The sequence below is a fragment of the Streptomyces sp. NPDC058086 genome, assembly GCF_042885015.1.
GTDB lineage: Bacteria > Actinomycetota > Actinomycetes > Streptomycetales > Streptomycetaceae > Streptomyces.
Map to the genome: position 1 here is coordinate 1 of NZ_JBHVST010000140.1, position 22,022 is coordinate 22,022.

Annotated in this window: 22 protein-coding genes; 12 read left to right on the forward strand and 10 right to left on the reverse strand. The window is 69.3% G+C overall.

The genetic code is table 11. From position 1 onward, the window contains the following. Positions 1 to 62: 62 nt before the first annotated feature. From pgl to tkt, 5 genes are read right to left on the reverse strand one after another with little or no spacing between them, the layout of a single operon-like run. Positions 63 to 845 carry a 6-phosphogluconolactonase gene (pgl, locus tag ACFVWD_RS51535; protein ID WP_389605569.1) on the reverse strand — a complete coding sequence of 261 codons (783 nt, stop codon included), beginning with the start codon at positions 843 to 845 and terminating at the stop codon, positions 63 to 65. Further along, positions 842 to 1,894 (reverse strand): glucose-6-phosphate dehydrogenase assembly protein OpcA, encoded by a 1,053-nt coding sequence (opcA, locus tag ACFVWD_RS51540; protein WP_389605570.1) that lies wholly within the window; start codon positions 1,892 to 1,894, stop codon positions 842 to 844. Before opcA ends, pgl begins: the two co-directional genes overlap by 4 nt. Then, positions 1,891 to 3,414: a glucose-6-phosphate dehydrogenase gene (gene zwf, locus ACFVWD_RS51545; protein ID WP_389605572.1), complete on the reverse strand. Its 1,524-nt coding sequence runs from the start codon at positions 3,412 to 3,414 to the stop codon at positions 1,891 to 1,893. The genes opcA and zwf overlap by 4 nt, the downstream gene beginning before the upstream one ends. Before the next feature lie 4 nt (positions 3,415 to 3,418). Then, entirely contained in the window at positions 3,419 to 4,537 is a 1,119-nt protein-coding gene (gene tal, locus ACFVWD_RS51550) for a transaldolase (RefSeq protein ID WP_384906026.1), read from the reverse strand. A gap of 34 nt (positions 4,538 to 4,571) precedes the next feature. After that, complete coding sequence (gene tkt / locus ACFVWD_RS51555) at positions 4,572 to 6,674, reverse strand: transketolase (RefSeq protein ID WP_389605574.1); 2,103 nt, start codon at positions 6,672 to 6,674, stop codon at positions 4,572 to 4,574. Between the two features lie 379 nt (positions 6,675 to 7,053). Here tkt and ACFVWD_RS51560 point away from each other — a divergent pair, with 379 nt between their 5' ends. The 3 genes from ACFVWD_RS51560 (at position 7,054) to ACFVWD_RS51570 (ending at position 9,725) form a co-directional block, all read left to right on the forward strand. Then, complete coding sequence (locus tag ACFVWD_RS51560; RefSeq protein ID WP_389605591.1) at positions 7,054 to 8,007, forward strand: heme o synthase; 954 nt, start codon at positions 7,054 to 7,056, stop codon at positions 8,005 to 8,007. Positions 8,008 to 8,101: 94 nt separating this feature from the next. Further along, the gene (locus tag ACFVWD_RS51565) at positions 8,102 to 8,458 is read left to right on the forward strand and encodes a hypothetical protein (RefSeq protein WP_389605576.1); all 357 of its coding nucleotides are present in this window, start codon (positions 8,102 to 8,104) and stop codon (positions 8,456 to 8,458) included. Positions 8,459 to 8,618: 160 nt separating this feature from the next. After that, positions 8,619 to 9,725, forward strand: coding sequence for an amidohydrolase family protein (locus ACFVWD_RS51570; protein ID WP_168508055.1), 1,107 nt, complete (start codon positions 8,619 to 8,621; stop codon positions 9,723 to 9,725). A gap of 26 nt (positions 9,726 to 9,751) precedes the next feature. Here the strand turns inward: ACFVWD_RS51570 and ACFVWD_RS51575 are convergent, their stop codons facing one another. From ACFVWD_RS51575 to ACFVWD_RS51590, 4 genes are all read right to left on the reverse strand, one after another. Further along, positions 9,752 to 10,759, reverse strand: coding sequence for a heme A synthase (locus tag ACFVWD_RS51575; RefSeq protein ID WP_389605578.1), 1,008 nt, complete (start codon positions 10,757 to 10,759; stop codon positions 9,752 to 9,754). A gap of 71 nt (positions 10,760 to 10,830) precedes the next feature. After that, entirely contained in the window at positions 10,831 to 11,547 is a 717-nt protein-coding gene (locus tag ACFVWD_RS51580) for an ABC transporter permease (protein WP_248003634.1), read from the reverse strand. Between the two features lie 109 nt (positions 11,548 to 11,656). Then, positions 11,657 to 12,580 carry an ABC transporter ATP-binding protein gene (locus ACFVWD_RS51585; RefSeq protein ID WP_389605579.1) on the reverse strand — a complete coding sequence of 308 codons (924 nt, stop codon included), beginning with the start codon at positions 12,578 to 12,580 and terminating at the stop codon, positions 11,657 to 11,659. 46 nt (positions 12,581 to 12,626) lie between these two features. Then, complete coding sequence (locus ACFVWD_RS51590) at positions 12,627 to 13,457, reverse strand: aminoglycoside N(3)-acetyltransferase (protein WP_389605581.1); 831 nt, start codon at positions 13,455 to 13,457, stop codon at positions 12,627 to 12,629. Between the two features lie 161 nt (positions 13,458 to 13,618). Here ACFVWD_RS51590 and ACFVWD_RS51595 point away from each other — a divergent pair, with 161 nt between their 5' ends. From ACFVWD_RS51595 to ACFVWD_RS51630, 8 genes are all read left to right on the forward strand, one after another. After that, a complete protein-coding gene (locus tag ACFVWD_RS51595; protein WP_389605583.1) occupies positions 13,619 to 14,371 on the forward strand; it encodes a helix-turn-helix transcriptional regulator in 753 nt (250 codons plus the stop codon). Beyond that, on the forward strand, positions 14,368 to 15,792 hold the full coding sequence (sufB, locus tag ACFVWD_RS51600; protein ID WP_101405820.1) for a Fe-S cluster assembly protein SufB: 1,425 nt from the start codon (positions 14,368 to 14,370) through the stop codon (positions 15,790 to 15,792). Before ACFVWD_RS51595 ends, sufB begins: the two co-directional genes overlap by 4 nt. Positions 15,793 to 15,883: 91 nt before the next feature. Further along, positions 15,884 to 17,065: a Fe-S cluster assembly protein SufD gene (sufD, locus tag ACFVWD_RS51605; protein WP_389605585.1), complete on the forward strand. Its 1,182-nt coding sequence runs from the start codon at positions 15,884 to 15,886 to the stop codon at positions 17,063 to 17,065. After that, entirely contained in the window at positions 17,065 to 17,388 is a 324-nt protein-coding gene (locus ACFVWD_RS51610) for a bifunctional 3-phenylpropionate/cinnamic acid dioxygenase ferredoxin subunit (protein ID WP_101405822.1), read from the forward strand. The genes sufD and ACFVWD_RS51610 overlap by 1 nt, the downstream gene beginning before the upstream one ends. A 7-nt stretch (positions 17,389 to 17,395) precedes the next feature. Then, positions 17,396 to 18,178 (forward strand): Fe-S cluster assembly ATPase SufC, encoded by a 783-nt coding sequence (sufC, locus tag ACFVWD_RS51615; protein ID WP_075026223.1) that lies wholly within the window; start codon positions 17,396 to 17,398, stop codon positions 18,176 to 18,178. Next, complete coding sequence (locus tag ACFVWD_RS51620) at positions 18,175 to 19,431, forward strand: cysteine desulfurase (protein WP_389605587.1); 1,257 nt, start codon at positions 18,175 to 18,177, stop codon at positions 19,429 to 19,431. The genes sufC and ACFVWD_RS51620 overlap by 4 nt, the downstream gene beginning before the upstream one ends. Before the next feature lie 15 nt (positions 19,432 to 19,446). Next, positions 19,447 to 19,911 carry a Fe-S cluster assembly sulfur transfer protein SufU gene (gene sufU, locus ACFVWD_RS51625; RefSeq protein ID WP_054235893.1) on the forward strand — a complete coding sequence of 155 codons (465 nt, stop codon included), beginning with the start codon at positions 19,447 to 19,449 and terminating at the stop codon, positions 19,909 to 19,911. Beyond that, complete coding sequence (locus tag ACFVWD_RS51630) at positions 19,908 to 20,246, forward strand: metal-sulfur cluster assembly factor (RefSeq protein WP_101405825.1); 339 nt, start codon at positions 19,908 to 19,910, stop codon at positions 20,244 to 20,246. The genes sufU and ACFVWD_RS51630 overlap by 4 nt, the downstream gene beginning before the upstream one ends. A gap of 69 nt (positions 20,247 to 20,315) precedes the next feature. Here the strand turns inward: ACFVWD_RS51630 and ACFVWD_RS51635 are convergent, their stop codons facing one another. Continuing rightward, on the reverse strand, positions 20,316 to 21,290 hold the full coding sequence (locus tag ACFVWD_RS51635) for an AbfB domain-containing protein (RefSeq protein WP_389605588.1): 975 nt from the start codon (positions 21,288 to 21,290) through the stop codon (positions 20,316 to 20,318). 283 nt (positions 21,291 to 21,573) lie between these two features. Here ACFVWD_RS51635 and ACFVWD_RS51640 point away from each other — a divergent pair. Next, positions 21,574 to 22,022: sulfotransferase family protein (locus tag ACFVWD_RS51640; protein ID WP_389605589.1), on the forward strand; the 449-nt coding region annotated here is incomplete at its 3' end.

Genomic DNA, 22,022 nt, shown 5'->3' on the forward strand with positions numbered 1-22,022 from the left:
CCCCTCTTCAGGGGCGCGGGGAACTGCGCGAACAGGGTCTGGGGCCAAGCCCCGGGTACGGCTCAGGCCGAAGCCGGCGGGTACAGCGAGCGTGGCAGCTGGGAGGCCGCCGCCGCGTCCAGGAGCCACAGGGTGCGGGAGCGGCCGTGGGCGCCGGCCGCCGGGGCCTGCACCTCGCCCGCGCCCGAGAGGGCGATCGCCGCGGCCTGCGCCTTGTCCTCGCCGGCCGCCAGCAACCAGACCTCACGGGCGGAGCGGATCGCGGGCAGGGTGAGCGTGACCCGGGTCGGCGGGGGCTTGGGGGCGCCGTGCACGCCCACCACCGTCCGCTCCGTCTCACGGACCGCGGGCAGCTCCGGGAAGAGCGAGGCCACGTGGGTGTCCGGGCCGACGCCCAGCATCAGGACGTCGAACGAGGGCACGGAACCGTGGTTCTCGGGGCCCGCGGACTTCGCGAGCTCGGCCGCGTACGCCTCCGCCGCCGCGTCCACGTCGGCACCGTAGGGACCGTCGGACGCGGGCATCGGATGCACCCGCGCGGGGTCCACCGGCACCGAGTCCAGCAGCGCCGCACGGGCCTGGGTGTCGTTGCGGTCCGGATCGCCCTCGGGCAGGAACCGCTCGTCACCCCACCACAGGTCGATACGGCCCCAGTCGACGGCGTCCCGGGCGGGCGCGGCCGCGAGCGCCGCGAGGAGCCCGTTGCCGTTGCGCCCGCCGGTGAGGACCACCGAGGCGTAGCCGCGCGAGGCCTGCGCGTCCACGACCTTGGTGATCAGCCGGGCCGCGGCGGCCTGGGCCATCAGCTCCTTGTCGCGGTGCACGACGAGCTGCGGAGTGTTCACTTGGCGGCCGCCTTCTTCGCAGGGGCCTTCGCCGGGGCCTTCCTCGCGGGTGCCTTGGCGGCGGCGGTCCTGGCGGCCGCCTTCGCCGTGGCCGGCTCCTCCTCGACGGCGTCGGCCGCCGCCGCCCCGTTCAGCCGGTCCACCCCGTACCGCAGCGCCGACGCGTAGGTGTCGTCCGGGTCGAGCCGGCGCAGCTCCTCCGCGATCAGCTCCGAGGTGTCGCGGCGCTTGAGCGCCACCGCACGGTCGGGCTGGCCCTCGATGGAGAGGGTCGCCAGGGTGCCGTCGGCGCGGTCCAGCGCGATCGGGCCGCAGCTCGTCTCCATGCGGACGGCGGTGAGGCCGGGGCCGGAGGACTTGGACCGCTTGACGGGGACGTCCAGCCGGTCCGCGAGCCACATGGCGAGCAGCTCCACGCTCGGGTTGAACTCCTCGCCCTCCACCTCGACCGCGTTCACGTCACAGATGACCTGGTCGAGGGCGGCGGCCAGCATCGAGCGCCAGGGCGTGATGCGGGTCCAGGAGAGGTCGGTGTCCCCGGGGGTGTAGGCGTCGGCACGCGCGTTGAGCTCGCGTACGGGTGCCTCGGCGGCGTAGGTGTCGGTGACGCGGCGCTGGGCCAGCTTTCCGAGCGGGTCGCTGGCCGGGTCGAGCGGCGCGCTCACCGGCCACCAGACGACGACCGGCGCGTCCGGCAGCAGCAGCGGCAGGACGACCGAGTCGGCGTGGTCGGCGACCTCGCCGTACAGCCGCAGCACGACCGTCTCGCCGGTGCCCGCGTCCGCGCCGACCCGCACCTCGGCGTCGAGGCGCGACTTGGTGCGGTCGCGGGGCGAGCGGGAGACGCGCTTGATGACCACGAGGGTGCGCGAGGGGTGCTCGCGGGAGGCCTCGTTGGCGGCCTTCAGGGCGTCGTAGGCGTTCTCCTCGTCGGTGACGATGACGAGGGTGAGCACCATGCCGACGGCGGGGGTGCCGATGGCGCGGCGGCCCTGCACCAGCGCCTTGTTGATCTTGCTGGCCGTGGTGTCCGTGAGGTCTATCTTCATGGGCGACGCCAGCTCCGTCCGTCTCGCTCGAGCATTTCGTCGGCCTCGACGGGGCCCCACGTGCCCGAGGGGTACTGCGCGGGCTTGCCGTGCTTGTCCCAGTACTGCTCGATCGGGTCGAGGATCTTCCAGGACAGCTCGACCTCCTCGGTGCGCGGGAAGAGGTTCGAGTCGCCCAGCAGGACGTCCAGGATCAGGCGTTCGTACGCCTCCGGGCTCGACTCCGTGAAGGACTCGCCGTAGGCGAAGTCCATGGAGACGTCCCGGATCTCCATCGAGGTGCCGGGCACCTTGGAGCCGAAGCGGACCGTGATGCCCTCGTCGGGCTGGACGCGGATGACGATCGCGTTCTGGCCCAGTTCCTCCGTCGCCGTGTGGTCGAAGGGGGAGTGCGGGGCGCGCTGGAAGACCACGGCGATCTCGGTGACGCGGCGGCCCAGACGCTTGCCGGTACGCAGGTAGAAGGGGACGCCCGCCCAGCGGCGGTTGTCCACCTCGACCTTGATCGCGGCATAGGTGTCGGTCTTCGACTTGGGGTCGATGCCGTCTTCCTGGAGATAGCCGACGGCCTTCTCGCCGCCCTGCCAGCCGGCCGCGTACTGCCCGCGGACGGTGTCGCGTCCCAGGTCCCGGGGGATCCGGACCGCGCCGAGGACCTTGGTCTTCTCGGCGGCGAGGGCGTCCGCGTCGAAGGAGGCGGGCTCCTCCATGGCGGTCAGGGCCATCAGCTGCAGGAGGTGGTTCTGGATGACGTCCCGGGCGGCGCCGATGCCGTCGTAGTAACCGGCGCGGCCGCCGATGCCGATGTCCTCGGCCATGGTGATCTGGACGTGGTCGACGAAGGACCGGTTCCAGATCGGCTCGAACATCGTGTTGGCGAAGCGGAGCGCCAGGATGTTCTGGACGGTCTCCTTGCCGAGGTAGTGGTCGATGCGGAAGACCTGGTCCGAGGCGAAGACCTCGTGCACGACCGTGTTGAGCTCCTCGGCCGACTTCAGGTCGTGGCCGAAGGGCTTCTCGATGACCGCGCGCCGCCAGGAGCCGTTCGACTGGTCCGCCAGGTGATGCTTCTTCAGCTGCTGGATGACCACCGGGAAGGCGGACGGCGGCACGGAGAGGTAGAAGGCGAAGTTGCCGCCCGTGCCCTGTGCCTTGTCCAGCTCGTCGATCGTGGCGCGCAGCCGCTCGAACGCGTCGTCGTCGTCGAAGGTGCCCTGGACGAAACGCATCCCCTGGATGAGCTGCTGCCAGACCTCCTCGCGGAACTCCGTACGGGCGTGTTCCTTGACGGCGTCGTGGACCTCCTGGGCGAAGTCCTCGTTCTTCCACTCGCGGCGGGCGAAGCCGACGAGCGAGAAGCCCGGCGGCAGCAGCCCGCGGTTGGCGAGGTCGTACACGGCGGGCATCAGCTTTTTACGTGACAAATCGCCCGTGACGCCGAAGATGACCAGGCCCGACGGCCCCGCGATACGCGGGAGCCGTCGGTCTGCGGGGTCACGCAGCGGGTTGCTGCTTGACAAGGTTTCAGCCCTCCGAAGGGGCGAGGCGCTTGAGCTCCGCCTCTGTGGACTTGAGCAGGTCGTTCCAGGACGCCGCGAACTTCTCGACGCCCTCGTCCTCCAGGAGCTGGACCACGTCGTCGTACGAGATCCCGAGCTTCTCGACCGCGTCGAGCTCGGCGCGGGACTGCTCGTACGTACCGGCGATGGTGTTGCCGGTGATGTCGCCGTGGTCCTCGGTGGCCTGCAGGGTGGCCTCCGGCATGGTGTTCACCGTGTTCGGCGCCACCAGATCGTCGACGTACAGGGTGTCCTTGTACGCCGGGTCCTTGACGCCGGTCGACGCCCACAGCGGGCGCTGCTTGTTGGCCTGCGCCTTGTCGAGGGCGGCCCAGCGGTCGGAGGAGAAGACCTCCTCGTACGCCTCGTAGGCGAGCCGGGCGTTGGCGAGAGCCGCCTTGCCGCGGGCCGCCTTGGCCTCGGGGGTGCCCAGGGCGTCGAGCCGCTTGTCGATCTCGGTGTCCACGCGGGACACGAAGAAGGACGCCACCGAGTGGATCTTGGAGAGGTCCAGGCCCGCGGCCTTCGCCTTCTCCAGACCCGCCAGGTAGGCGTCCATGACCTCGCGGTAGCGCTCCAGCGAGAAGATCAGCGTGACGTTGACGCTGATGCCCCTGCCGATGACCTCGGTGATCGCGGGCAGGCCCGCCTTCGTCGCCGGGATCTTGATGAGCGTGTTCGGGCGGTCCACCAGCCAGGCCAGCTGCTTGGCCTCGGCGATGGTCGCCGCGGTGTTGTGGGCCAGGCGCGGGTCGACCTCGATGGAGACCCGGCCGTCCTGGCCCTGCGTCGCGTCGAAGACCGGGCGCAGGATGTCGGCGGCGTCACGGACGTCCGCCGTCGTGATCATGCGGATGGCCTCGTCGACGGTGACCTTGCGGGCGGCGAGATCGGCGAGCTGCTGCTCGTAGCCGTCGCCGCTGCTGATCGCCTTCTGGAAGATCGACGGGTTGGTGGTGACGCCCACGACGTGCTGCTGGTCGATCAGTTCGGCGAGATTGCCGGACGTGATCCGCTTGCGCGACAGGTCGTCCAGCCAGATCGCGACGCCTTCCTCGGAGAGGCGCTTGAGTGCGTCTGTCATGGAAATTGCATCTCCTACGTGTCGTATATCAGCGTCAGCGCTGGGCTGCGGCGATCGATTCCCGGGCGGCGCCCGCGACATTCTCGGCAGTGAAGCCGAATTCACGGAAGAGGACCTTGCCGTCGGCCGAAGCACCGAAGTGCTCCAGCGAAACAACGCGTCCCGCGTCCCCGACGAACCGGTGCCAGGTCAGACCGATACCGGCCTCGATCGAGACGCGCGCCTTCACCGACGGCGGCAGGACGCTGTCCCGGTACCCCTGGTCCTGCTCCTCGAACCACTCCACGCACGGCATGGACACGACCCGCGTCGGGACGCCCGCGGCCTGGAGCTGCTCGCGCGCCTCCACCGCCACGTGCACCTCGGAACCGGTGGCGATGAGGATGACCTCCGGCTCCGCGCTCTGCCCGCCGGGCCCTTCGGCCTCGAAGCGGACGTAACCGCCCTTGACCGTGTTCTCGTCGGCCTCGTACGTCGGCACGCCCTGACGGGTCAGCGCGAGGCCGTGCGGAGCGCCCTTGCCGAAGACCTTCGTGTAGCGCCCCAGGATCTCGCGCCAGGCGATCGCGGTCTCGTTGGCGTCCGCGGGACGGACGACGTTGAGGCCGGGGATGGCACGCAGCGAGGCCAGGTGCTCGACCGGCTGGTGGGTCGGGCCGTCCTCACCGAGACCGATGGAGTCGTGCGTCCACACGTACGTCACCGGCAGGTGCATCAGGGCGGACAGACGCACGGCGTTGCGCATGTAGTCGGAGAACACCAGGAAGGTGCCGCCGTAGACACGGGTGTTGCCGTGCAGCGTGATGCCGTTCATCTCCGCGGCCATGGAGTGCTCGCGGATGCCGAAGTGGATCGTGCGGCCGTACGGGTCGGCCTCCGGCAGCGGGTTGTCGGCCGGCAGGAACGAGGAGTTCGGGTCGATCGTCGTGTTGTTCGAGCCCGCGAGGTCGGCGGAGCCGCCCCACAGCTCGGGGATGACCGCACCGAGGGCCTGCAGCACCTTGCCGGACGCGGCACGGGTGGCGACACCCTTGCCCGCCTCGAACGCCGGGAGCTTCTCCTCCCAGCCGGCCGGCAGCTCGCACGCGGCGATCCGGTCGAACTCGGCGGCACGCTCGGGCTGAGCGGTGCGCCACTCCTGGAAGCCCTTCTCCCACTCGGCCTTCGCCTCACGACCGCGGTCGAGAGCCTGGCGGGTGTGCGCGAGAACCTCGCCCGCGACCTCGAAGGACTTCTCCGGGTCGAAGCCCAGGACACGCTTGGTGGCCGCGACCTCGTCCTCGCCGAGCGCCGAGCCGTGCGCGGCCTCGGTGTTCTGCGCGTGCGGAGCGGGCCAGGCGATGATCGAGCGCATCGCGATGAACGACGGCTTGTCCGTCACCTTCTTCGCGGCCTCGATGGCGTTGTAGATCGCGTGCGGGTCCAGGTCGCCGTCCGGCTTCGGAGCGACGCGCTGCACGTGCCAGCCGTACGCCTCGTACCGCTTGACGGTCTCCTCGGAGACCGCCGTCTCGGTGTCGCCCTCGATCGAGATGTGGTTGTCGTCCCACAGCAGGACCAGGTTGCCGAGCTTCTGGTGACCGGCCAGGGAGGACGCCTCGTGCGAGATGCCCTCCTGCAGGCAGCCGTCACCGGCGATCGCGTAGATGAAGTGGTCGAAGGGGGACTCGCCCTGCGCCGTGTCCGGGTCGAACAGACCGCGCTCGTAGCGGGCGGCCATCGCCATGCCCACCGCGTTCGCGACACCCTGGCCGAGCGGGCCGGTCGTGGTCTCCACGCCCGGAGTGTGTCCGTACTCGGGGTGGCCCGGGGTGCGGGAGCCCCACGTCCGGAAGGACTCAAGATCGTCCAGCTCCAGGCCGAACCCGGCCAGGTAGAGCTGCGTGTAGAGGGTCAGGGACGAGTGGCCCGCGGACAGCACGAAGCGGTCACGTCCGGTCCAGTCGGGATCCGCCGGGTCGTGCCGCATCACCTTCTGAAAGAGGGTGTACGCGGCAGGCGCCAGACTCATGGCCGTACCGGGATGGCCGTTTCCGACCTTCTGTACGGCATCGGCGGCCAGGACGCGGGCGGTGTCGACGGCCCGCTGGTCCAACTCGGTCCACTCGAGGTCTGTGGTGGTCGGCTTGGTGCTCACCCTGGGTCAGGGCTCCTCTCCACATGTCACGCATGTCGAATGCCGGTGCACTGGGCGCCCACCGGCCGTTGTCGAGCCTACCCCCGTAGGTACGTGCGTTTTTTCGAGTCATTCCAGACTGCCGGGACTCTCCGGGATCCGCCTCCCGACTGGTCCGTTCCGTGTTCGGCAACTGAATACGGAGCCGCTCGTAAGAGTGCTCAATCGAGCTCCGTCACGCCCGTTGCGCAGGCCCTCTTCCCTCGCCGGCGCGGCCGCTCCCAACACGACCCCACCCCCGCGAAGGCCGAGGTATAGGCAACGTCTACAGTGGCGTGGTACGCGCGAGCCTTTACGGGGAGTTCACACCCGGGGGCTTGCTGGGATGTCTCTGTCAGGGGTGTGCGTGACGGCCGTCGAATCCCGTCCAGCGGGGGTGCTCGGGACGAGCAGCAGCCCAAGCCACCGGCCGTTCGGGGCCCGTGTCAAGGCGTTCGTGGCGCTGACCAAGCCACGAATCATCGAGCTGTTGCTGATCACCACCGTTCCGGTGATGTTCCTGGCCCAGCAGGGTGTGCCCGACCTCAAGCTGGTCCTGCTCACCTGCCTCGGCGGTTTTCTGTCGGCGGGCGGCGCCAACGCGCTGAACATGTACATCGACCGCGACATCGACGCTCTGATGGAGCGCACCTCGCAGCGCCCGCTGGTCACCGGCATGGTCAGCCCACGCGAGTGCCTGGCCTTCGGGATCACGCTGGCGGTCGTCTCGACCCTGCTGTTCGGGCTGACCGTCAACTGGCTGTCCGCCTGGCTGTCACTCGGAGCGCTCCTTTTCTACGTCGTCGTTTACACGATGATCCTCAAGCGGCGCACCTCCCAGAACATCGTCTGGGGCGGCATCGCCGGCTGCCTTCCGGTGCTCATCGGCTGGTCGTCCGTCACCGACTCCATGTCGTGGGCGCCGGTCATCCTCTTCCTCGTCATGTTCTTCTGGACGCCGCCGCACTACTGGCCGCTGTCCATGAAGGTGAAGGACGACTACGCGCGCGTGGGCGTGCCGATGCTCCCGGTCGTCGCCTCCAACAAGGTGGTCGCACGCCAGATCGTCATCTACAGCTGGGTGATGGTCGCGGTCTCGCTGCTGCTCACCCCGCTCGGCTACACGGGCTGGTTCTACACCCTGGTCGCGCTCGGCGCGGGCGGGTTCTGGCTGTGGGAGGCGCACGGTCTGCAGAACCGCGCCAAGGCCGAGGTGGCCGGCGGGAAGCTCAAGGAGATGCGGCTGTTCCACTGGTCCATCACCTATGTGTCGCTCCTGTTCGTGGCGGTCGCGGTGGACCCCTTCCTGCGCTAGTACGGCTCCCTGATCCTTGACGGGCGGGGTACGTGGGCTAAGCCACGTACCCCGCCCGTCGCCGTTTGATCTACCCGTCGGTAGCATCCTGGCCATGGCAGACACGCAGCACGTTGACGAGACCACCGGCGCCGCCCAGGACGTCAAGGCCGAGCGCAAGGCGGCCAAGCTCGCCCAGCGGATCAACGCCTTCGCCAAGGAGCACGGCGGGACCGAGGGGCACGTCGAGTACATCGGACAGCGCGGCGCCCGGATCGTCCTCGTCGGTGCGGACGGTGCCTGGGGGGACGTGATGGCGCCGACCTACACGATTGCCGAAGAGGCCGTGAAGAAGGCCGGGATCACTGTTCACGAGGCGTTCGACGGTGAGTTCGCGGCGAAGGTCAAGACGGGGCCGTACGAGTGGAAGAGGATGGCGGGGATCCAGCTTGGGGCGCCGAGTAACGGCTGACAGCATCTGTTATCTGTCACCTGATAGTTGATATCCGTCATCTGATATCCGACGGCCGATATCCGTCAGCTGTTGTACGGCTTGCGCTTCACCAACACCTGACGCCCGCCTCACCCGTTAGGACCTGAAGAACGCAACGGTCCAGTCGCGGGGAGTCCGGATGATCGAAACGCCGTCCCTGGTGGACCAGTACTGCCACGGCGTACTGAGGACGGAGCTGGGCCTCGGCACCTTCGAGGCCCACCTCGCCAGAACCGAGGGCCCCCCGGCCCCCGGCACCACCTTCTTCGACACCCAGACCGGCTTCGCGGTACGCCGTTGGTGCCCGCCCCTGCTCGGCCTGGAACCGCACTGTCCGCCCGCCCGCTATCTGGCCAGGCGTCGCGAACTCGGCGTCCTGGAGTCGGGTCGCAGACTCCTGCGCGGCAGCGGCATCACGACGTACCTCGTCGACACGGGGCTGCCCGGGGACCTGACGGGACCGGGCGAGATGGCCTCGACCGGCGCGGCCCACGCCCATGAGATCGTCCGCCTGGAGCTGTTGGCGGAACAGGTCGCGGACACCTCGGGCACCGTCGAGTCCTTCCTCGCCAATCTCGCCGAGTCCGTCCACGGAGCCGCCGCGAACGCCGTCGCCTTCACGTCGGTCGCGGGGGGACGGCACGGTCTGGCGCTCGCGCCCGAGCCGCCGGGACCGGGAGAGGTGCGGGGCGCGGCGGGCCGCTGGCTGGCGGGCCGCCGGGTGGGCGGGGCGCTGAGCGACCCGGTCCTGCTGCGGCACTTACTGTGGATCGCGGTCGCCTCGGGCCTGCCCCTCCAGCTCCACGCGGGCCTGGGCGAACCCGGTCTGCGCATCGACCGCACCGACCCCGTCCTGCTCACCGACTTCGCCCGTGCCACGGCGGGGCTCGGCACGGATCTCGTCCTCCTGCACGGCTACCCGTATCACCGTCACGCGGCGCACCTCGCCGGGGTCTTCCCGCACGTCTACGCCGACCTGGGTGCGGCGTTGGTGCGTACGGGAGCCCGGGCGGCGGCCGTCCTCTCCGAGATCCTGGAACTGGCCCCCTTCGGCAAGCTCCTGTTCTCCAGCGGGGCACACGGCCTGCCCGAACTGCACGTCGTCGGCGCGCGCCTGTTCCGCGAGGCGCTCGCCCGGGTGCTGGGCGCCTGGGTCGCCGAGGGCGCCTGGTCGCTGGTGGACGCGCAGCGGGTGGCGGGACTGATCGCGGCGGGGAACGCGCGGCGGGTGTACGGGGTGGAGTGAGCCGGTGCGGATCCCCTACGAACGGCCTACGCGCGCGTGAGCGCCGATTCCGCGGCAGGCCCCGGCAGTTCCGCCGCGGTCCCAGGGCGTTCGCGCAGCGACAGCAGGACCCGCAGGACGCCGATCCACACCAGGCAGGCGCCGAACATGTGGAGGCCGACCAGGGCCTCGGGGAGGTCCGTGAAGTACTGGACGTAGCCGATGACGCCCTGACCGAGCAGGATCAGGAACAGCTCGCGGGTGCGGTCGAGCGGGCCCTTGGGGGCGTCGACGGCCTTGAGGACGAACCACAGGGCGAAGGTCAGCGTGACCACGATCCAGGCCAGCACGGCGTGCAGCTTGGTGACGGTCTCCCAGTTGACGGCCATGCGTTCGACCTCGCTGGAGTCGCCCGCGTGCGGACCCGCGCCGGTGACCACCGTGCCCACCGCGATCAGCAGGATGGCGGCGGCGACCAGGCACCACACGAGCTGCTGCACCGCCTTGCCGACCAGCGGGCGCGGCTCGGCGGAGCCCTCGCGCGTGCGCTGCCACATCACCGTGGCCACCGTGATGAGCGCCGTGGAGAGCAGGAAGTGCGCGGCGACCGTGTAGGGGTTGAGGCCGACCAGGACGACGATGCCGCCGAGGATCGCGTTGCTCATGACGATCCAGAACTGCGCCCAGCCGAGCCGGGTGAGGTCACGGCGCCACGGCTTCTCGGAGCGCGCGGCGATGATCGCCCAGCCGACCGCGGCGCACAGCACGTAGGTCAGCATGCGGTTGGTGAACTCGATGACTCCGTGGAAGCCCATCGCGCTCGTCGTGGTGAGCGAGTCGTCGGTGCACTTGGGCCAGGTCGGGCAGCCGAGGCCCGAGCCGGTCAGCCGTACGGCGCCGCCGGTGACCACGATGACCACCGACATGACGAGCGCGGCGAGGGCCGCTCGTTGCACCGTCCGGGAGGTCGGGGTCCAGCGTTCGGCGATGAGGGCGAGCGGGTTGCGCACGAAGGCTACGGCGTCGGCTCGGGTCACGTTTGGCACGGGCCCCATCGTAGGCGGCCGCTTGTGCACGTCTTCACGAGGCCCCCGCACCTACGCAAATCGCCACCTCACCCCGGGAGTCACTCCCAGCGGAAGAACCTGCCCGCCGCTCCCAGGCCCACGACCGCCCACACGGCCAGGATCCCGAGGTCGCCCCACGGCATGCCCGCCCCGTGCTGGAGCACGTCCCGCAGCCCGTCCGAGAGCGCCGAGATGGGCAGCAGGCCGAGTACGTCCTGGGCGCCCGCCGGGAACTTGTCCATCGGGACGATCACGCCGCCGCCCACGAGGAGCAGCAGGAAGACCAGGTTCGCGGCGGCGAGCGTCGCCTCCGCCTTGAGCGTGCCGGCCATCAGCAGGCCCAGGCCCGAGAAGGCGGCCGTGCCCAGGATCAGCAGGAGCAGGACGGCCAGCGGGTTGCCGTGCGGCGACCAGCCCAGCGAGAAGGCGATCACCGTCAGCAGGACGACCTGGAGGACCTCCGTGACCAGTACGGACGCCGTCTTCGCGGTCATCAGGCCCCAGCGGGGCAGCGGGGAGGCGGCGAGCCGCTTCAGGACCCCGTAGCGCCGTTCGAAGCCGGTGGCGATGGCCTGCCCGGTGAAGGCCGTCGACATCACGGCGAGCGCCAGGATGCCGGGGGCCAGGAAGTCGACCGACTTGCCCTTGCCGGTGTCGATGATGTCGACCGAGCTGAAAAGGACCAGCAGGAGTGTCGGGATGATCACCGTGAGGAGGAGTTGCTCGCCGTTGCGGAGCAGCATCTTCGTCTCGAGCGCGGCCTGCGCGCCGATCATCCGGGGCAGCGGGGCTGCCCCAGGCTTCGGGGTGTAGGTACCGGCGGTGGTCACGAACGCAGCTCCTTGCCGGTCGGTTCCAGGCTGTGTCTTCCCGGGGGACGCTCACTCATGAGCGCAACTCCTTACCCGTGAGCTCCAAAAACACGTCTTCCAGGGTGTGGCGTTCGACCGAGATCTTCTCCGGCATCACACCGTGCTGCGCGCACCAGGAGGCGACCGTCGCCAGCAGCTGCGGATCGATCTTGCCGCCCACCCGGTACGAGCCGGGCGTCAGCTCCGCGGCCGTGCAGTCGGCCGGCAGGGCCTTCAGCAGGGAACCGACGTCGAGCCCCGGACGGCCGGTGAACCGCAGGGTGTTCTCGGCGCCGCCGCGGCACAGCTCCTCGGGGGAGCCCTGCGCGATGACCCTGCCCGCGTCGATGATCGCGACGTCGTCGGCGAGCTGCTCGGCCTCGTCCATGTAGTGCGTGGTGAGGATGACCGAGACGCCGTCGGCGCGCAGATCGCGGACGAGGTCCCAGGTGGCGCGGCGGGCCTGCGGGTCGAGGCCCGCGGTGGGCTCGTCGAGGAAGACCAGTTCGGGGCGGCCGACCACGGCCATCGCGAGCGCGAGGCGCTGCTGCTGTCCGCCCGAGAGCCGCCGGTAGGTCGTGCGGCCGCAGCTGTCGAGGCCGAGCCGTTCGATGAGCGAGTCCACGTCCAGGGGGTGGGCGTGGAGTTTCGCCACATGGCGGAGCATCTCGTCGGCGCGGGCACCGGAGTAGACCCCGCCGGACTGGAGCATCACGCCGATGCGGGAGTGCAGTTGCCCGGACTGTCTCACCGGGTCGAGGCCCAGGACGCGTACCGTGCCGGAATCCGGCTTCCGGTACCCCTCGCAGGTCTCGACCGTGGTCGTCTTGCCCGCCCCGTTGGGGCCCAGTACGGCGGTGATGCCCGCCTCGGCCACCAGGTCGAGGCCGTCCACCGCGGTCTTGTTGCCGTACCGCTTCACCAGGGCCTGGACCTGGACCACGGGCTCGCTTCGCATGAGGCGCAAGTCTAGGGAGCCGGTCGGGTGATCGGTCGGGCGGGGTTCAGGAGGCGGCCCCGGGCATGACCCATTCCTCGCGGGGGCGGTGCAGCGCCAGCCAGCGCTCCGCGTACGCCACCGCGTCGGCCACCGGGAACAGGCGTACGTCGGCCGCGCCCACCCGGCCTCGTACGACGGGGCGGTCCCGTTCGAAGTCGGAGCCCAGTTCGTCGAAGCGGTCGGAGTCGACGGAGACCTCGGTGACGACCTCCCAGCGGGTCGCCCCCTGCGGGGTGCGCACCGGGCGTCCCACCTCGACGAGCGGGGACGGTATGCGGTATTCGGCCAGGTGGAAGCTGGTGCACGTGTCGTAGCCCGCGCCGAGCAGGAGCACCCGGGCACCGAGGGACTCCAGACGGGCCAGTGGGCTCCGCTCACCGAGCCGGCAGTCGGGGGCGTGCCACTCGACGATCTCCGCCGCGCGGGGGCCGAGGGCCGCGAAGGAGGTCTGCGGATGGGCGCTGCGCAGGGCGCCGGGCCAGGTGCGGACGGTCTCGGGGACCACGCCGACCCCGCGGCTGGGTGTCACGAGGGGGTCGTACGCGGGCATCGTCACCCGAATGGGCGACCACCACTCCTCGGGTACGGGCGGATTGCTCCACAGCGCCGGGTCGGAGAGGTCCCCGGACTGGGTGGGGACCACCAGGGTGCCGTCGGGGCCGAGGGCGTCGAGCAGTCCCTGGACGACGGCGACGGCGCCACCGTTGACCCAGCCGAGGGAGCTCAGGGAGGAGTGCGCGAGAAGCGTTTCTCCGGGCTGGACGCCCAGCTCCAGGAGCTGGGCGGCGAGGGTGTCCCGTGTGACGAGTGGGCCGGTCGGAGGGGGTGTCGGCATGGTTCCCGAGTCTTGCGGAGAGCCGGCCTTGAAGCCAGTGAATTGATCGATCAGAGATCGTTTCCGCAGGTCACCTTAGGTATACCTAAGTGATGCAGCGCACCGCCCGCCTCCGGGGGCGCGGCTTGTCAGGCTCCGAGGAATTACGCAACAATGGCGTTGTGAAAAACGTTGGCGAGGCTCGGGAGACCCCCATGGGGGCCCCTCAGGAGGAACTCGCGACCGGTGAGCGTTCGACGCGCAACCGTGTCGCGCGGTCCATCCTGGACCACGGCCCGTCGACCGTGGCCGACCTCGCGGGTCGGCTGGGCCTGACCCAGGCCGCCGTGCGCCGTCATCTCGACGCGCTGGTCGCCGACGACGTGGTGGAAGCACGGGAGCAGCGGGTCTACGGAGCGCGTACGCGCGGCCGCCCCGCCAAGGTGTTCGCCCTGACCGACTGCGGCCGGGACGCCTTCGACCAGTCCTACGACAAGCTCGCCGCGGACGCGATGCGCTGGATCGCGGCGCGCGAGGGCGGGGACGAGGCGGTCGTCGCCTTCGCCCGCGCCCGGATGGCCGCCCAGGCCGAGGCGTACCGCAAGGCCGTCGAGGCCGCCTCGCCGGAGCAGCGCACCGAAGCGTTGGCCAAGGCCCTGAGTGTGGACGGGTACGCTGCTGCCGCGCGTAGCGCACCGGTCGGCGAGCAGCTCTGCCAGCACCACTGCCCGGTCGCTCATGTCGCCGAGCAGTTCCCGCAGCTGTGCGAGGCGGAGACCGAGATCTTCTCCCAGCTGCTCGGCACCCATGTTCAGCGGCTGGCCACCATCGCCCACGGCGACGGTGTGTGCACCACGTTCATCCCCAAGATTTCCAAGATTTCCGAATCCACCCATAACGCATCTGCAAGTACCGCCGGGAGGAACCCCGCATGACGCTCCCCATCGAGGAGACTGCCCACCCTGAGCTCGAGGGTCTGGGTACGTACGAATACGGCTGGGCCGACTCCGACGTGGCCGGTGCCTCTGCCAAGCGCGGTATCAACGAGGACGTCGTCCGCGACATCTCCGCGAAGAAGAACGAGCCGGAGTGGATGACCAAGCTCCGCCTCAAGGGCCTGCGCCTCTTCGAGAAGAAGCCCATGCCCAACTGGGGCTCGGACCTGTCCGGGATCGACTTCGACAACATCAAGTACTTCGTGCGCTCCACGGAGAAGCAGGCGGAGTCCTGGGAGGACCTGCCCGAGGACATCAAGAACACGTACGACAAGCTCGGCATCCCCGAGGCGGAGAAGCAGCGCCTCGTCGCCGGTGTCGCGGCCCAGTACGAGTCCGAGGTCGTCTACCACCAGATCCGCGAGGACCTGGAGGAGCAGGGCGTCATCTTCCTCGACACCGACACCGCCCTCAAGGAGCACCCGGAGCTCTTCAAGGAGTACTTCGGCACCGTCATCCCGGTCGGCGACAACAAGTTCGCGTCGCTGAACACCGCGGTGTGGTCCGGTGGCTCCTTCATCTACGTGCCGAAGGGCGTGCACGTCGAGATCCCGCTCCAGGCCTACTTCCGTATCAACACGGAGAACATGGGCCAGTTCGAGCGGACGCTGATCATCGTCGACGAGGACGCCTACGTCCACTACGTCGAGGGTTGTACGGCGCCGATCTACAAGTCGGACTCCCTGCACTCCGCGGTGGTCGAGATCATCGTGAAGAAGGGCGCCCGCTGCCGCTACACGACCATCCAGAACTGGTCGAACAACGTCTACAACCTGGTCACCAAGCGCGCCGTGGCGTACGAGGGCGCGACCATGGAGTGGATCGACGGCAACATCGGCTCCAAGGTCACCATGAAGTACCCGGCCGTCTACCTGATGGGCGAGCACGCCAAGGGCGAGACCCTCTCCATCGCCTTCGCGGGCGAGGGCCAGCACCAGGACGCCGGCTCCAAGATGGTCCACATGGCGCCGAACACGTCGTCGAACATCGTGTCGAAGTCCGTGGCGCGCGGTGGCGGTCGTACGTCCTACCGCGGTCTGGTCGAGATCGGCGAGGGCGCCCACGGCTCGAAGTCGAACGTGCTGTGCGACGCGCTGCTCGTCGACACCATCTCCCGCTCCGACACCTACCCGTACGTCGACGTCCGTGAGGACGACGTGTCCATGGGCCACGAGGCGACCGTCTCCAAGGTCTCCGAGGACCAGCTCTTCTACCTGATGAGCCGCGGTCTGACGGAGTTCGAGGCGATGGCGATGATCGTGCGCGGCTTTGTCGAGCCGATCGCCAAGGAGCTGCCCATGGAGTACGCGCTTGAACTCAACCGGCTGATCGAGCTGCAGATGGAAGGCGCGGTCGGCTAAGACCCGCCGCCCGGAAAACAGCTGGTGGCCCGCCCCTTCCGGCGGGCCCGAGGATCTCAACTGACGCAGGAAAGAGAGCAGACCGACAGCCATGGCTGAGGCTCAGAACATCCCGGTGGGGTCCACCACCGCCGGCCAGATCGCGGTGGCCGCCGAGTCGACCGTCGCCACGCGCATGAGCGCGCCCCCGTCCTTCGACGTGGCGGACTTCCCGGTCCCCCACGGCCGCGAGGAGGAGTGGCGGTTCACCCCGCTGGAGCGCCTGCGCGGGCTGCACGACGGGACCGCGGTCGCGACCGGCGACGGCCTGAAGGTCGACGTTCAGGCGCCCACGGGCGTCGTCGTGGAGACCGTCGGCCGTGACGACGCGCGCCTCGGCAGGGCGGGCACCCCGGTGGACCGTGTCGCCGCCCAGGCGTACTCCACGTTCGAGAAGGCCGGCGTGATCACCGTCCCCAAGGAGACGGTGCTCACCGAGCCCATCCGCGTCGCGGTGCACGGAGAGGGCGGCGTCGCCTACGGCCACCAGGTCGTGGAGCTCGGAGCCTTCGCCGAGGCCGTCGTCGTCATCGACCACACCGGTGACGCCGTGCTCGCCGCCAACGTCGACTACATCCTGGGCGACGGCGCCAAGCTCACCGTCGTCTCCGTCCAGGACTGGGACGACAAGGCCGTGCACGTGGGCCAGCACAACGCGCTGATCGGCCGGGACGCCACGTTCAAGTCCTTCGTGGTCACGTTCGGCGGCGACCTCGTGCGCCTGCACCCGCGCGTGGCCTACGCCGGCACCGGCGGTGAGGCCGAGCTGTTCGGTCTCTACTTCACGGACGCGGGCCAGCACCAGGAGCACCGTCTGCTGGTCGACCACAACACCCCGCACTGCAAGTCGAACGTCGCCTACAAGGGCGCGCTCCAGGGCGACGGCGCGCACGCCGTGTGGATCGGTGACGTCCTCATCGAGGCCAAGGCCGAGGGCACGGACACGTACGAGATGAACCGCAACCTGGTTCTGACCGACGGCGCCCGCGTCGACTCCGTGCCGAACCTGGAGATCGAGACCGGCGAGATCGTCGGCGCCGGACACGCCTCCGCGACCGGCCGCTTCGACGACGAGCAGCTCTTCTACCTGATGGCCCGCGGCATCCCCGCCGACGAGGCCCGCCGACTGGTGGTCCGCGGGTTCTTCGCCGAGCTCGTGCAGCAGATCGGTGTCGACGACATCGAGCAGCGCCTTCTCGTGAAGATCGACGAGGAGCTGGAGGCGTCGGTCTGATGACCAGCACCTTCGTACGCGCCTGTGGGCTGAGCGAGCTGGAGGAGGACACCCCGAAGCGGGTGGAACTCGACGGCACGCCGGTCTCGGTCGTGAAGACCGAGGGGGAGGTGTTCGCGATCAACGACATCTGCTCGCACGCGAACGTCTCGCTCTCCGAGGGCGAGGTGGAGGACTGCCAGATCGAGTGCTGGCTGCACGGCTCCGCGTTCGACCTGCGCACCGGCAAGCCGTCCGGCCTTCCCGCGACGCGCCCCGTCCCCGTATACCCCGTAAAGATCGAAGGGGACGACGTGCTCGTCTCCCTCACCCAGGAGTCCTGAGGAACCCATGGCAACGCTTGAAATCCACGACCTGCACGTCACCGTCGAGGCCGACAACGCCACGAAGGAGATCCTCAAGGGCGTCGACCTGACCGTGAAGCAGGGCGAGACGCACGCCATCATGGGCCCGAACGGCTCCGGCAAGTCGACCCTCGCCTACTCCCTCGCGGGCCACCCGAAGTACACGATCACCAGCGGCACCGTCACCCTCGACGGCGAGGACGTCCTGGAGATGTCCGTCGACGAGCGCGCCCGCGCGGGCCTGTTCCTGGCGATGCAGTACCCGGTCGAGATCCCCGGTGTCTCCGTCTCCAACTTCCTGCGCACCTCCGCCACGGCCGTCCGCGGCGAGGCCCCCAAGCTGCGCACCTGGGTGAAGGAGGTCAAGGAGACCATGGAGCGCCTCTCCATGGACCCCGCCTTCGCCGAGCGCAACGTGAACGAGGGCTTCTCCGGCGGTGAGAAGAAGCGCCACGAGATCCTCCAGCTGGAGCTGCTCAAGCCGAAGATCGCGATCCTCGACGAGACCGACTCCGGCCTGGACGTCGACGCCCTGCGCGTCGTCTCCGAGGGTGTCAACCGCGTCCGCGAGACCGGCGAGGTCGGCACCCTGCTGATCACGCACTACACGCGCATCCTGCGCTACATCAAGCCCGACTTCGTCCACGTCTTCTCCGGCGGCCGCATCGTCGAGTCCGGCGGCGCCGAGCTCGCCGACAAGCTGGAGAACGAGGGCTACGAGGCTTATGCGAAGCACGAAGTCGACACGAAGGGTGGCGCATCCGCGTGACACAGCTGCCGGGCCTCCTCGACACCGAGGCGATCCGCAAGGACTTCCCCATCCTGGACCGTCAGGTCCACGACGGCAGGAAGCTCGTGTACCTGGACAACGCGGCGACCTCGCAGAAGCCGCGCCAGGTGCTGGACGCCCTGAGTGAGTACTACGAGCGCTACAACGCCAACGTCCACCGCGGTGTGCATGTGCTCGCCGAGGAGGCCACGGCGCTGTACGAAGGCGCGCGCGACAAGGTCGCCGCGTTCATCAACGCGCCGAGCCGCAACGAGGTGATCTTCACCAAGAACGCCTCCGAGTCGCTCAACCTCGTGGCCAACATGCTCGGTTGGGCCGACGAGCCCTACCGGGTCGACCACGAGACCGAGATCGTCATCACCGAGATGGAGCACCACTCCAACATCGTGCCGTGGCAGCTGCTGGCGCAGCGCACGGGCGCGAAGCTGAAGTGGTTCGGTCTCACCGACGACGGCCGCCTCGACCTGTCGAACATCAACGAGATCATCACCGAGAAGACGAAGATCGTCTCCTTCGTGCTGGTGTCGAACATCCTGGGCACCGTGAACCCGGTCGAGGCCATAGTCCGCCGCGCCCAGGAGGTCGGCGCGCTGGTCTGCATCGACGCCTCGCAGGCCGCGCCGCACATGCCGCTGGACGTCCAGGCCCTCCAGGCCGACTTCGTGGCCTTCACCGGCCACAAGATGTGCGGCCCGACGGGCATCGGCGTGCTGTGGGGCCGCCAGGAGCTCCTGGAGGACCTGCCCCCGTTCCTCGGCGGCGGCGAGATGATCGAGACGGTGTCGATGCACTCGTCGACGTACGCCCCGGCACCGCACAAGTTCGAGGCGGGCACCCCGCCGATCGCGCAGGCGGTCGGCCTCGGCGCGGCGATCGACTACCTGAACGCGATCGGCATGGACAAGATCCTCGCCCATGAGCACGCGCTCACCGAGTACGCGGTGAAGCGGCTCGGCGAGGTCCCCGACCTGCGGATCATCGGCCCGACCACGGCCGAGGACCGCGGCGCCGCGATCTCGTTCACCCTGGGTGACATCCACCCGCACGACGTGGGCCAGGTCCTGGACGAACAGGGCATCGCGGTCCGGGTCGGACACCACTGCGCACGCCCGGTCTGCCTGCGGTACGGAATTCCTGCGACCACGCGAGCGTCGTTCTATCTGTACTCCACGCCGGCCGAGATCGACGCGCTGGTGGACGGCCTGGAGCACGTCCGGAACTTCTTCGGCTGAGGGGCTGGCTGAGACGTGAAGCTTGATTCGATGTACCAGGAAGTCATCCTGGACCACTACAAGCACCCCCATGGGCGAGGCTTGCGGGATGGCGATGCCGAGGTGCATCACGTCAACCCGACGTGCGGCGACGAGATCACGCTGCGCGTGAAGTATGACGGCGAGCAGATCGCGGACATCTCGTACGAGGGCCAGGGCTGCTCCATCAGCCAGGCCTCGGCGTCCGTGCTGAACGAGCTCCTCGTCGGCAAGGACGTGTCCGAGGCGCAGAAGATCCAGGAGACCTTCCTGGAGCTCATGCAGTCCAAGGGCAGGATCGAGCCCGACGACGCGATGGAGGAGGTGCTGGAGGACGCGGTCGCGTTCGCTGGTGTCTCCAAGTACCCGGCCCGGGTCAAGTGCGCCCTCCTCAGCTGGATGGCGTGGAAGGACGCGACGGCCCAGGCTCTGGGCGAGAGCGCCGAGAGGAAGACGGCATGAGCGAGAACGAGACCCTGACGACGAAGCCGGCCTCGGAGGAAGAACTCCGTGAGGCGCTGTACGACGTCGTCGACCCCGAGCTGGGCATCGACGTCGTCAACCTCGGCCTGATCTACGGCATCCACATCGACGACGCGAACATCGCGACGATCGACATGACCCTGACGTCCGCGGCCTGCCCGCTCACCGACGTCATCGAGGACCAGGCCAAGTCCGCCACGGACGGCATCGTCAACGAGCTGCGCATCAACTGGGTCTGGATGCCGCCGTGGGGCCCGGACAAGATCACGGACGATGGACGTGAGCAGCTTCGGGCGCTCGGGTTCAACGTCTGAGTCCGCGCACACCTCCGCACACTTCTGTGGCCCCCGGCAGCTCGCCGGGGGCCACAGGTGTTCCTGGGGTCAGGACCAGCCGTTCACCACACGGAACGCCGAGTCCGCGCGGAAGAGCTGACTGTTGTCGTCTCTGTCCAGACGGAGCTGGAAGTTGCGGTGGCGCAGATAGCGGCCCGGGTAGTTGATCGACTCCAGCATGACGGCGCCGGTGTACGGGGACGTCCGGGGACAGAAGGTGGCGTCCTTGCGGAAGAGGTCGGAGCCGTCGTCGCGGTCGGCGCGCAGAGAGAAGTTGCGGTGGCGCAGATAGGCGCCGTCGGCGGTGGTGAAGGAGTAGCAGTTGGCGTTGCCGAGCCCCGCCACCACCTTGAAGCTGGCGTCCCGCTTGGTCGAGCCCGAGCTGCCCGAATCCACCGGATCGAGTCGTACGAAGCCGTTGCTCAGATGCCAGTAGCGGTTCGGGTAGTTGACCGACTGGAGCGACTTCCGCGAGGAGACGGGCTTGGACTCGGGAGGCTTGCTGGACGAGGCGGTCTTCGACGGCTCGGTGGTGCCGGCGACGGGCTTGTCGTCGGACCCCTGTTCCGAGGGCCCCGGCGAGGCCGAGTCCGACGCGGTGGAGGCGGAGCCCGAGCGCCGCGGAGAGGACAGGGCGTTCTTGCCCGCCGGGGCCGTGGTGCTGCCGTCGGCCGAGGCGGAGACGCCGGGTATGAACGGGACGTCCGTGTCGGAGGCCGTGTGGTTCGCCCGGTTCTTCGACGCGGCGTCAGTGTTGCTGTCCAGTACGGCGATCGCGGTCGCCGTGGCGATGAGCACCGCCACCGCGAGTCCGCCGGCCATCCACAGCCGTCGGGTTCCGGGCAGTCGTCCCTCGTCCGGGAACTCCCCGGACTCCCAGGGCACCGGCGGCTCGACGAAGGGAGGCAGTTCCGCCGGATAGGGAGTGCCTTGGGGGGTGGGGCGCCAGGCGGGTTCCTCCGAAGTGGGCACGGGCTGGTCGGCCCCGGGCTCGGGTTCGGGCTCTGGCGTTGTTTCTGGCATGCGCGTTCCTCCAGCGTCGCCCAAGGCGCACGCGGATTCGTCTACTGGTCTCAGCACAAGAGGGGGCGCAGGCACACGGAACGGCGGTAGCCGTGGAGACCCGGTGCGCGACTGGTGAAACAGTAGTGGACTTGGTGACTTCTGAGCAGCCGTTTCCCCACTGATCCCCGGGGCCCCACGGGGATTCATGGGGGTTCATGGGATTTCATGGGCGTGGTGGCTGCACATTGCATTCCCAGTGTGATCCAAGTCCGGGCTCATCGGGGCGCGACAGCGTGAGGTCGTGTCCGCTTCTGTGCAACCCACCCCCACACGTCCGGTGTTCGTCCTCGGCTGCCCCCGCTCGGGAACCACACTTCTCCAGCTGATGCTGCACGCGCATCCACGGATCGCCCTGCCGCCCGAAACGCGCTTCGTACTTCCCGCCCTTCCCGCCTACGAAGGACGGCTGGCCTTCGGCGATCTGGCGGAGCGCGACAACCGGGCCGGGCTCGCGCGCTGGATCACGGGCCGCAAGGAGACCCGCTTGCACGAGCTCGGGCTGGACGCCGGGCGCGTGGCCGAGCGGATCACCGACGGGCCGCCGACCCTCGGTTCGGCGCTAGGTCCTGTCGTCAAATTCCCGTCTGCCCCGCGACGCCATGCACGTACTCTCGCCGCACCGGGCACAGACCCAAGTACGTCCAGTACGTGGGCCTGTGCCCGGCACGCCGAGAGCACGCTCCCCCAAGC

Excerpts from the sequence above, each read along its gene's own strand:
- ACFVWD_RS51610 (WP_101405822.1), top strand. The coding sequence starts at position 17,065 with ATGACCAGCACCTTCGTACGCGCCTGTGGGCTGAGCGAGCTGGAGGAG.
- ACFVWD_RS51575 (WP_389605578.1), bottom strand. The coding sequence starts at position 10,759 with ATGGGGCCCGTGCCAAACGTGACCCGAGCCGACGCCGTAGCCTTCGTG.
- sufB (WP_101405820.1), top strand. The coding sequence starts at position 14,368 with ATGACGCTCCCCATCGAGGAGACTGCCCACCCTGAGCTCGAGGGTCTG.
- ACFVWD_RS51565 (WP_389605576.1), top strand. The coding sequence starts at position 8,102 with ATGGCAGACACGCAGCACGTTGACGAGACCACCGGCGCCGCCCAGGAC.
- sufC (WP_075026223.1), top strand. The coding sequence starts at position 17,396 with ATGGCAACGCTTGAAATCCACGACCTGCACGTCACCGTCGAGGCCGAC.
- ACFVWD_RS51590 (WP_389605581.1), bottom strand. The coding sequence starts at position 13,457 with ATGCCGACACCCCCTCCGACCGGCCCACTCGTCACACGGGACACCCTC.
- ACFVWD_RS51580 (WP_248003634.1), bottom strand. The coding sequence starts at position 11,547 with ATGATCGGCGCGCAGGCCGCGCTCGAGACGAAGATGCTGCTCCGCAAC.
- ACFVWD_RS51585 (WP_389605579.1), bottom strand. The coding sequence starts at position 12,580 with ATGCGAAGCGAGCCCGTGGTCCAGGTCCAGGCCCTGGTGAAGCGGTAC.
- ACFVWD_RS51630 (WP_101405825.1), top strand. The coding sequence starts at position 19,908 with ATGAGCGAGAACGAGACCCTGACGACGAAGCCGGCCTCGGAGGAAGAA.
- sufD (WP_389605585.1), top strand. The coding sequence starts at position 15,884 with ATGGCTGAGGCTCAGAACATCCCGGTGGGGTCCACCACCGCCGGCCAG.
- tal (WP_384906026.1), bottom strand. The coding sequence starts at position 4,537 with ATGACAGACGCACTCAAGCGCCTCTCCGAGGAAGGCGTCGCGATCTGG.
- ACFVWD_RS51570 (WP_168508055.1), top strand. The coding sequence starts at position 8,619 with ATGATCGAAACGCCGTCCCTGGTGGACCAGTACTGCCACGGCGTACTG.
- ACFVWD_RS51635 (WP_389605588.1), bottom strand. The coding sequence starts at position 21,290 with ATGCCAGAAACAACGCCAGAGCCCGAACCCGAGCCCGGGGCCGACCAG.
- opcA (WP_389605570.1), bottom strand. The coding sequence starts at position 1,894 with ATGAAGATAGACCTCACGGACACCACGGCCAGCAAGATCAACAAGGCG.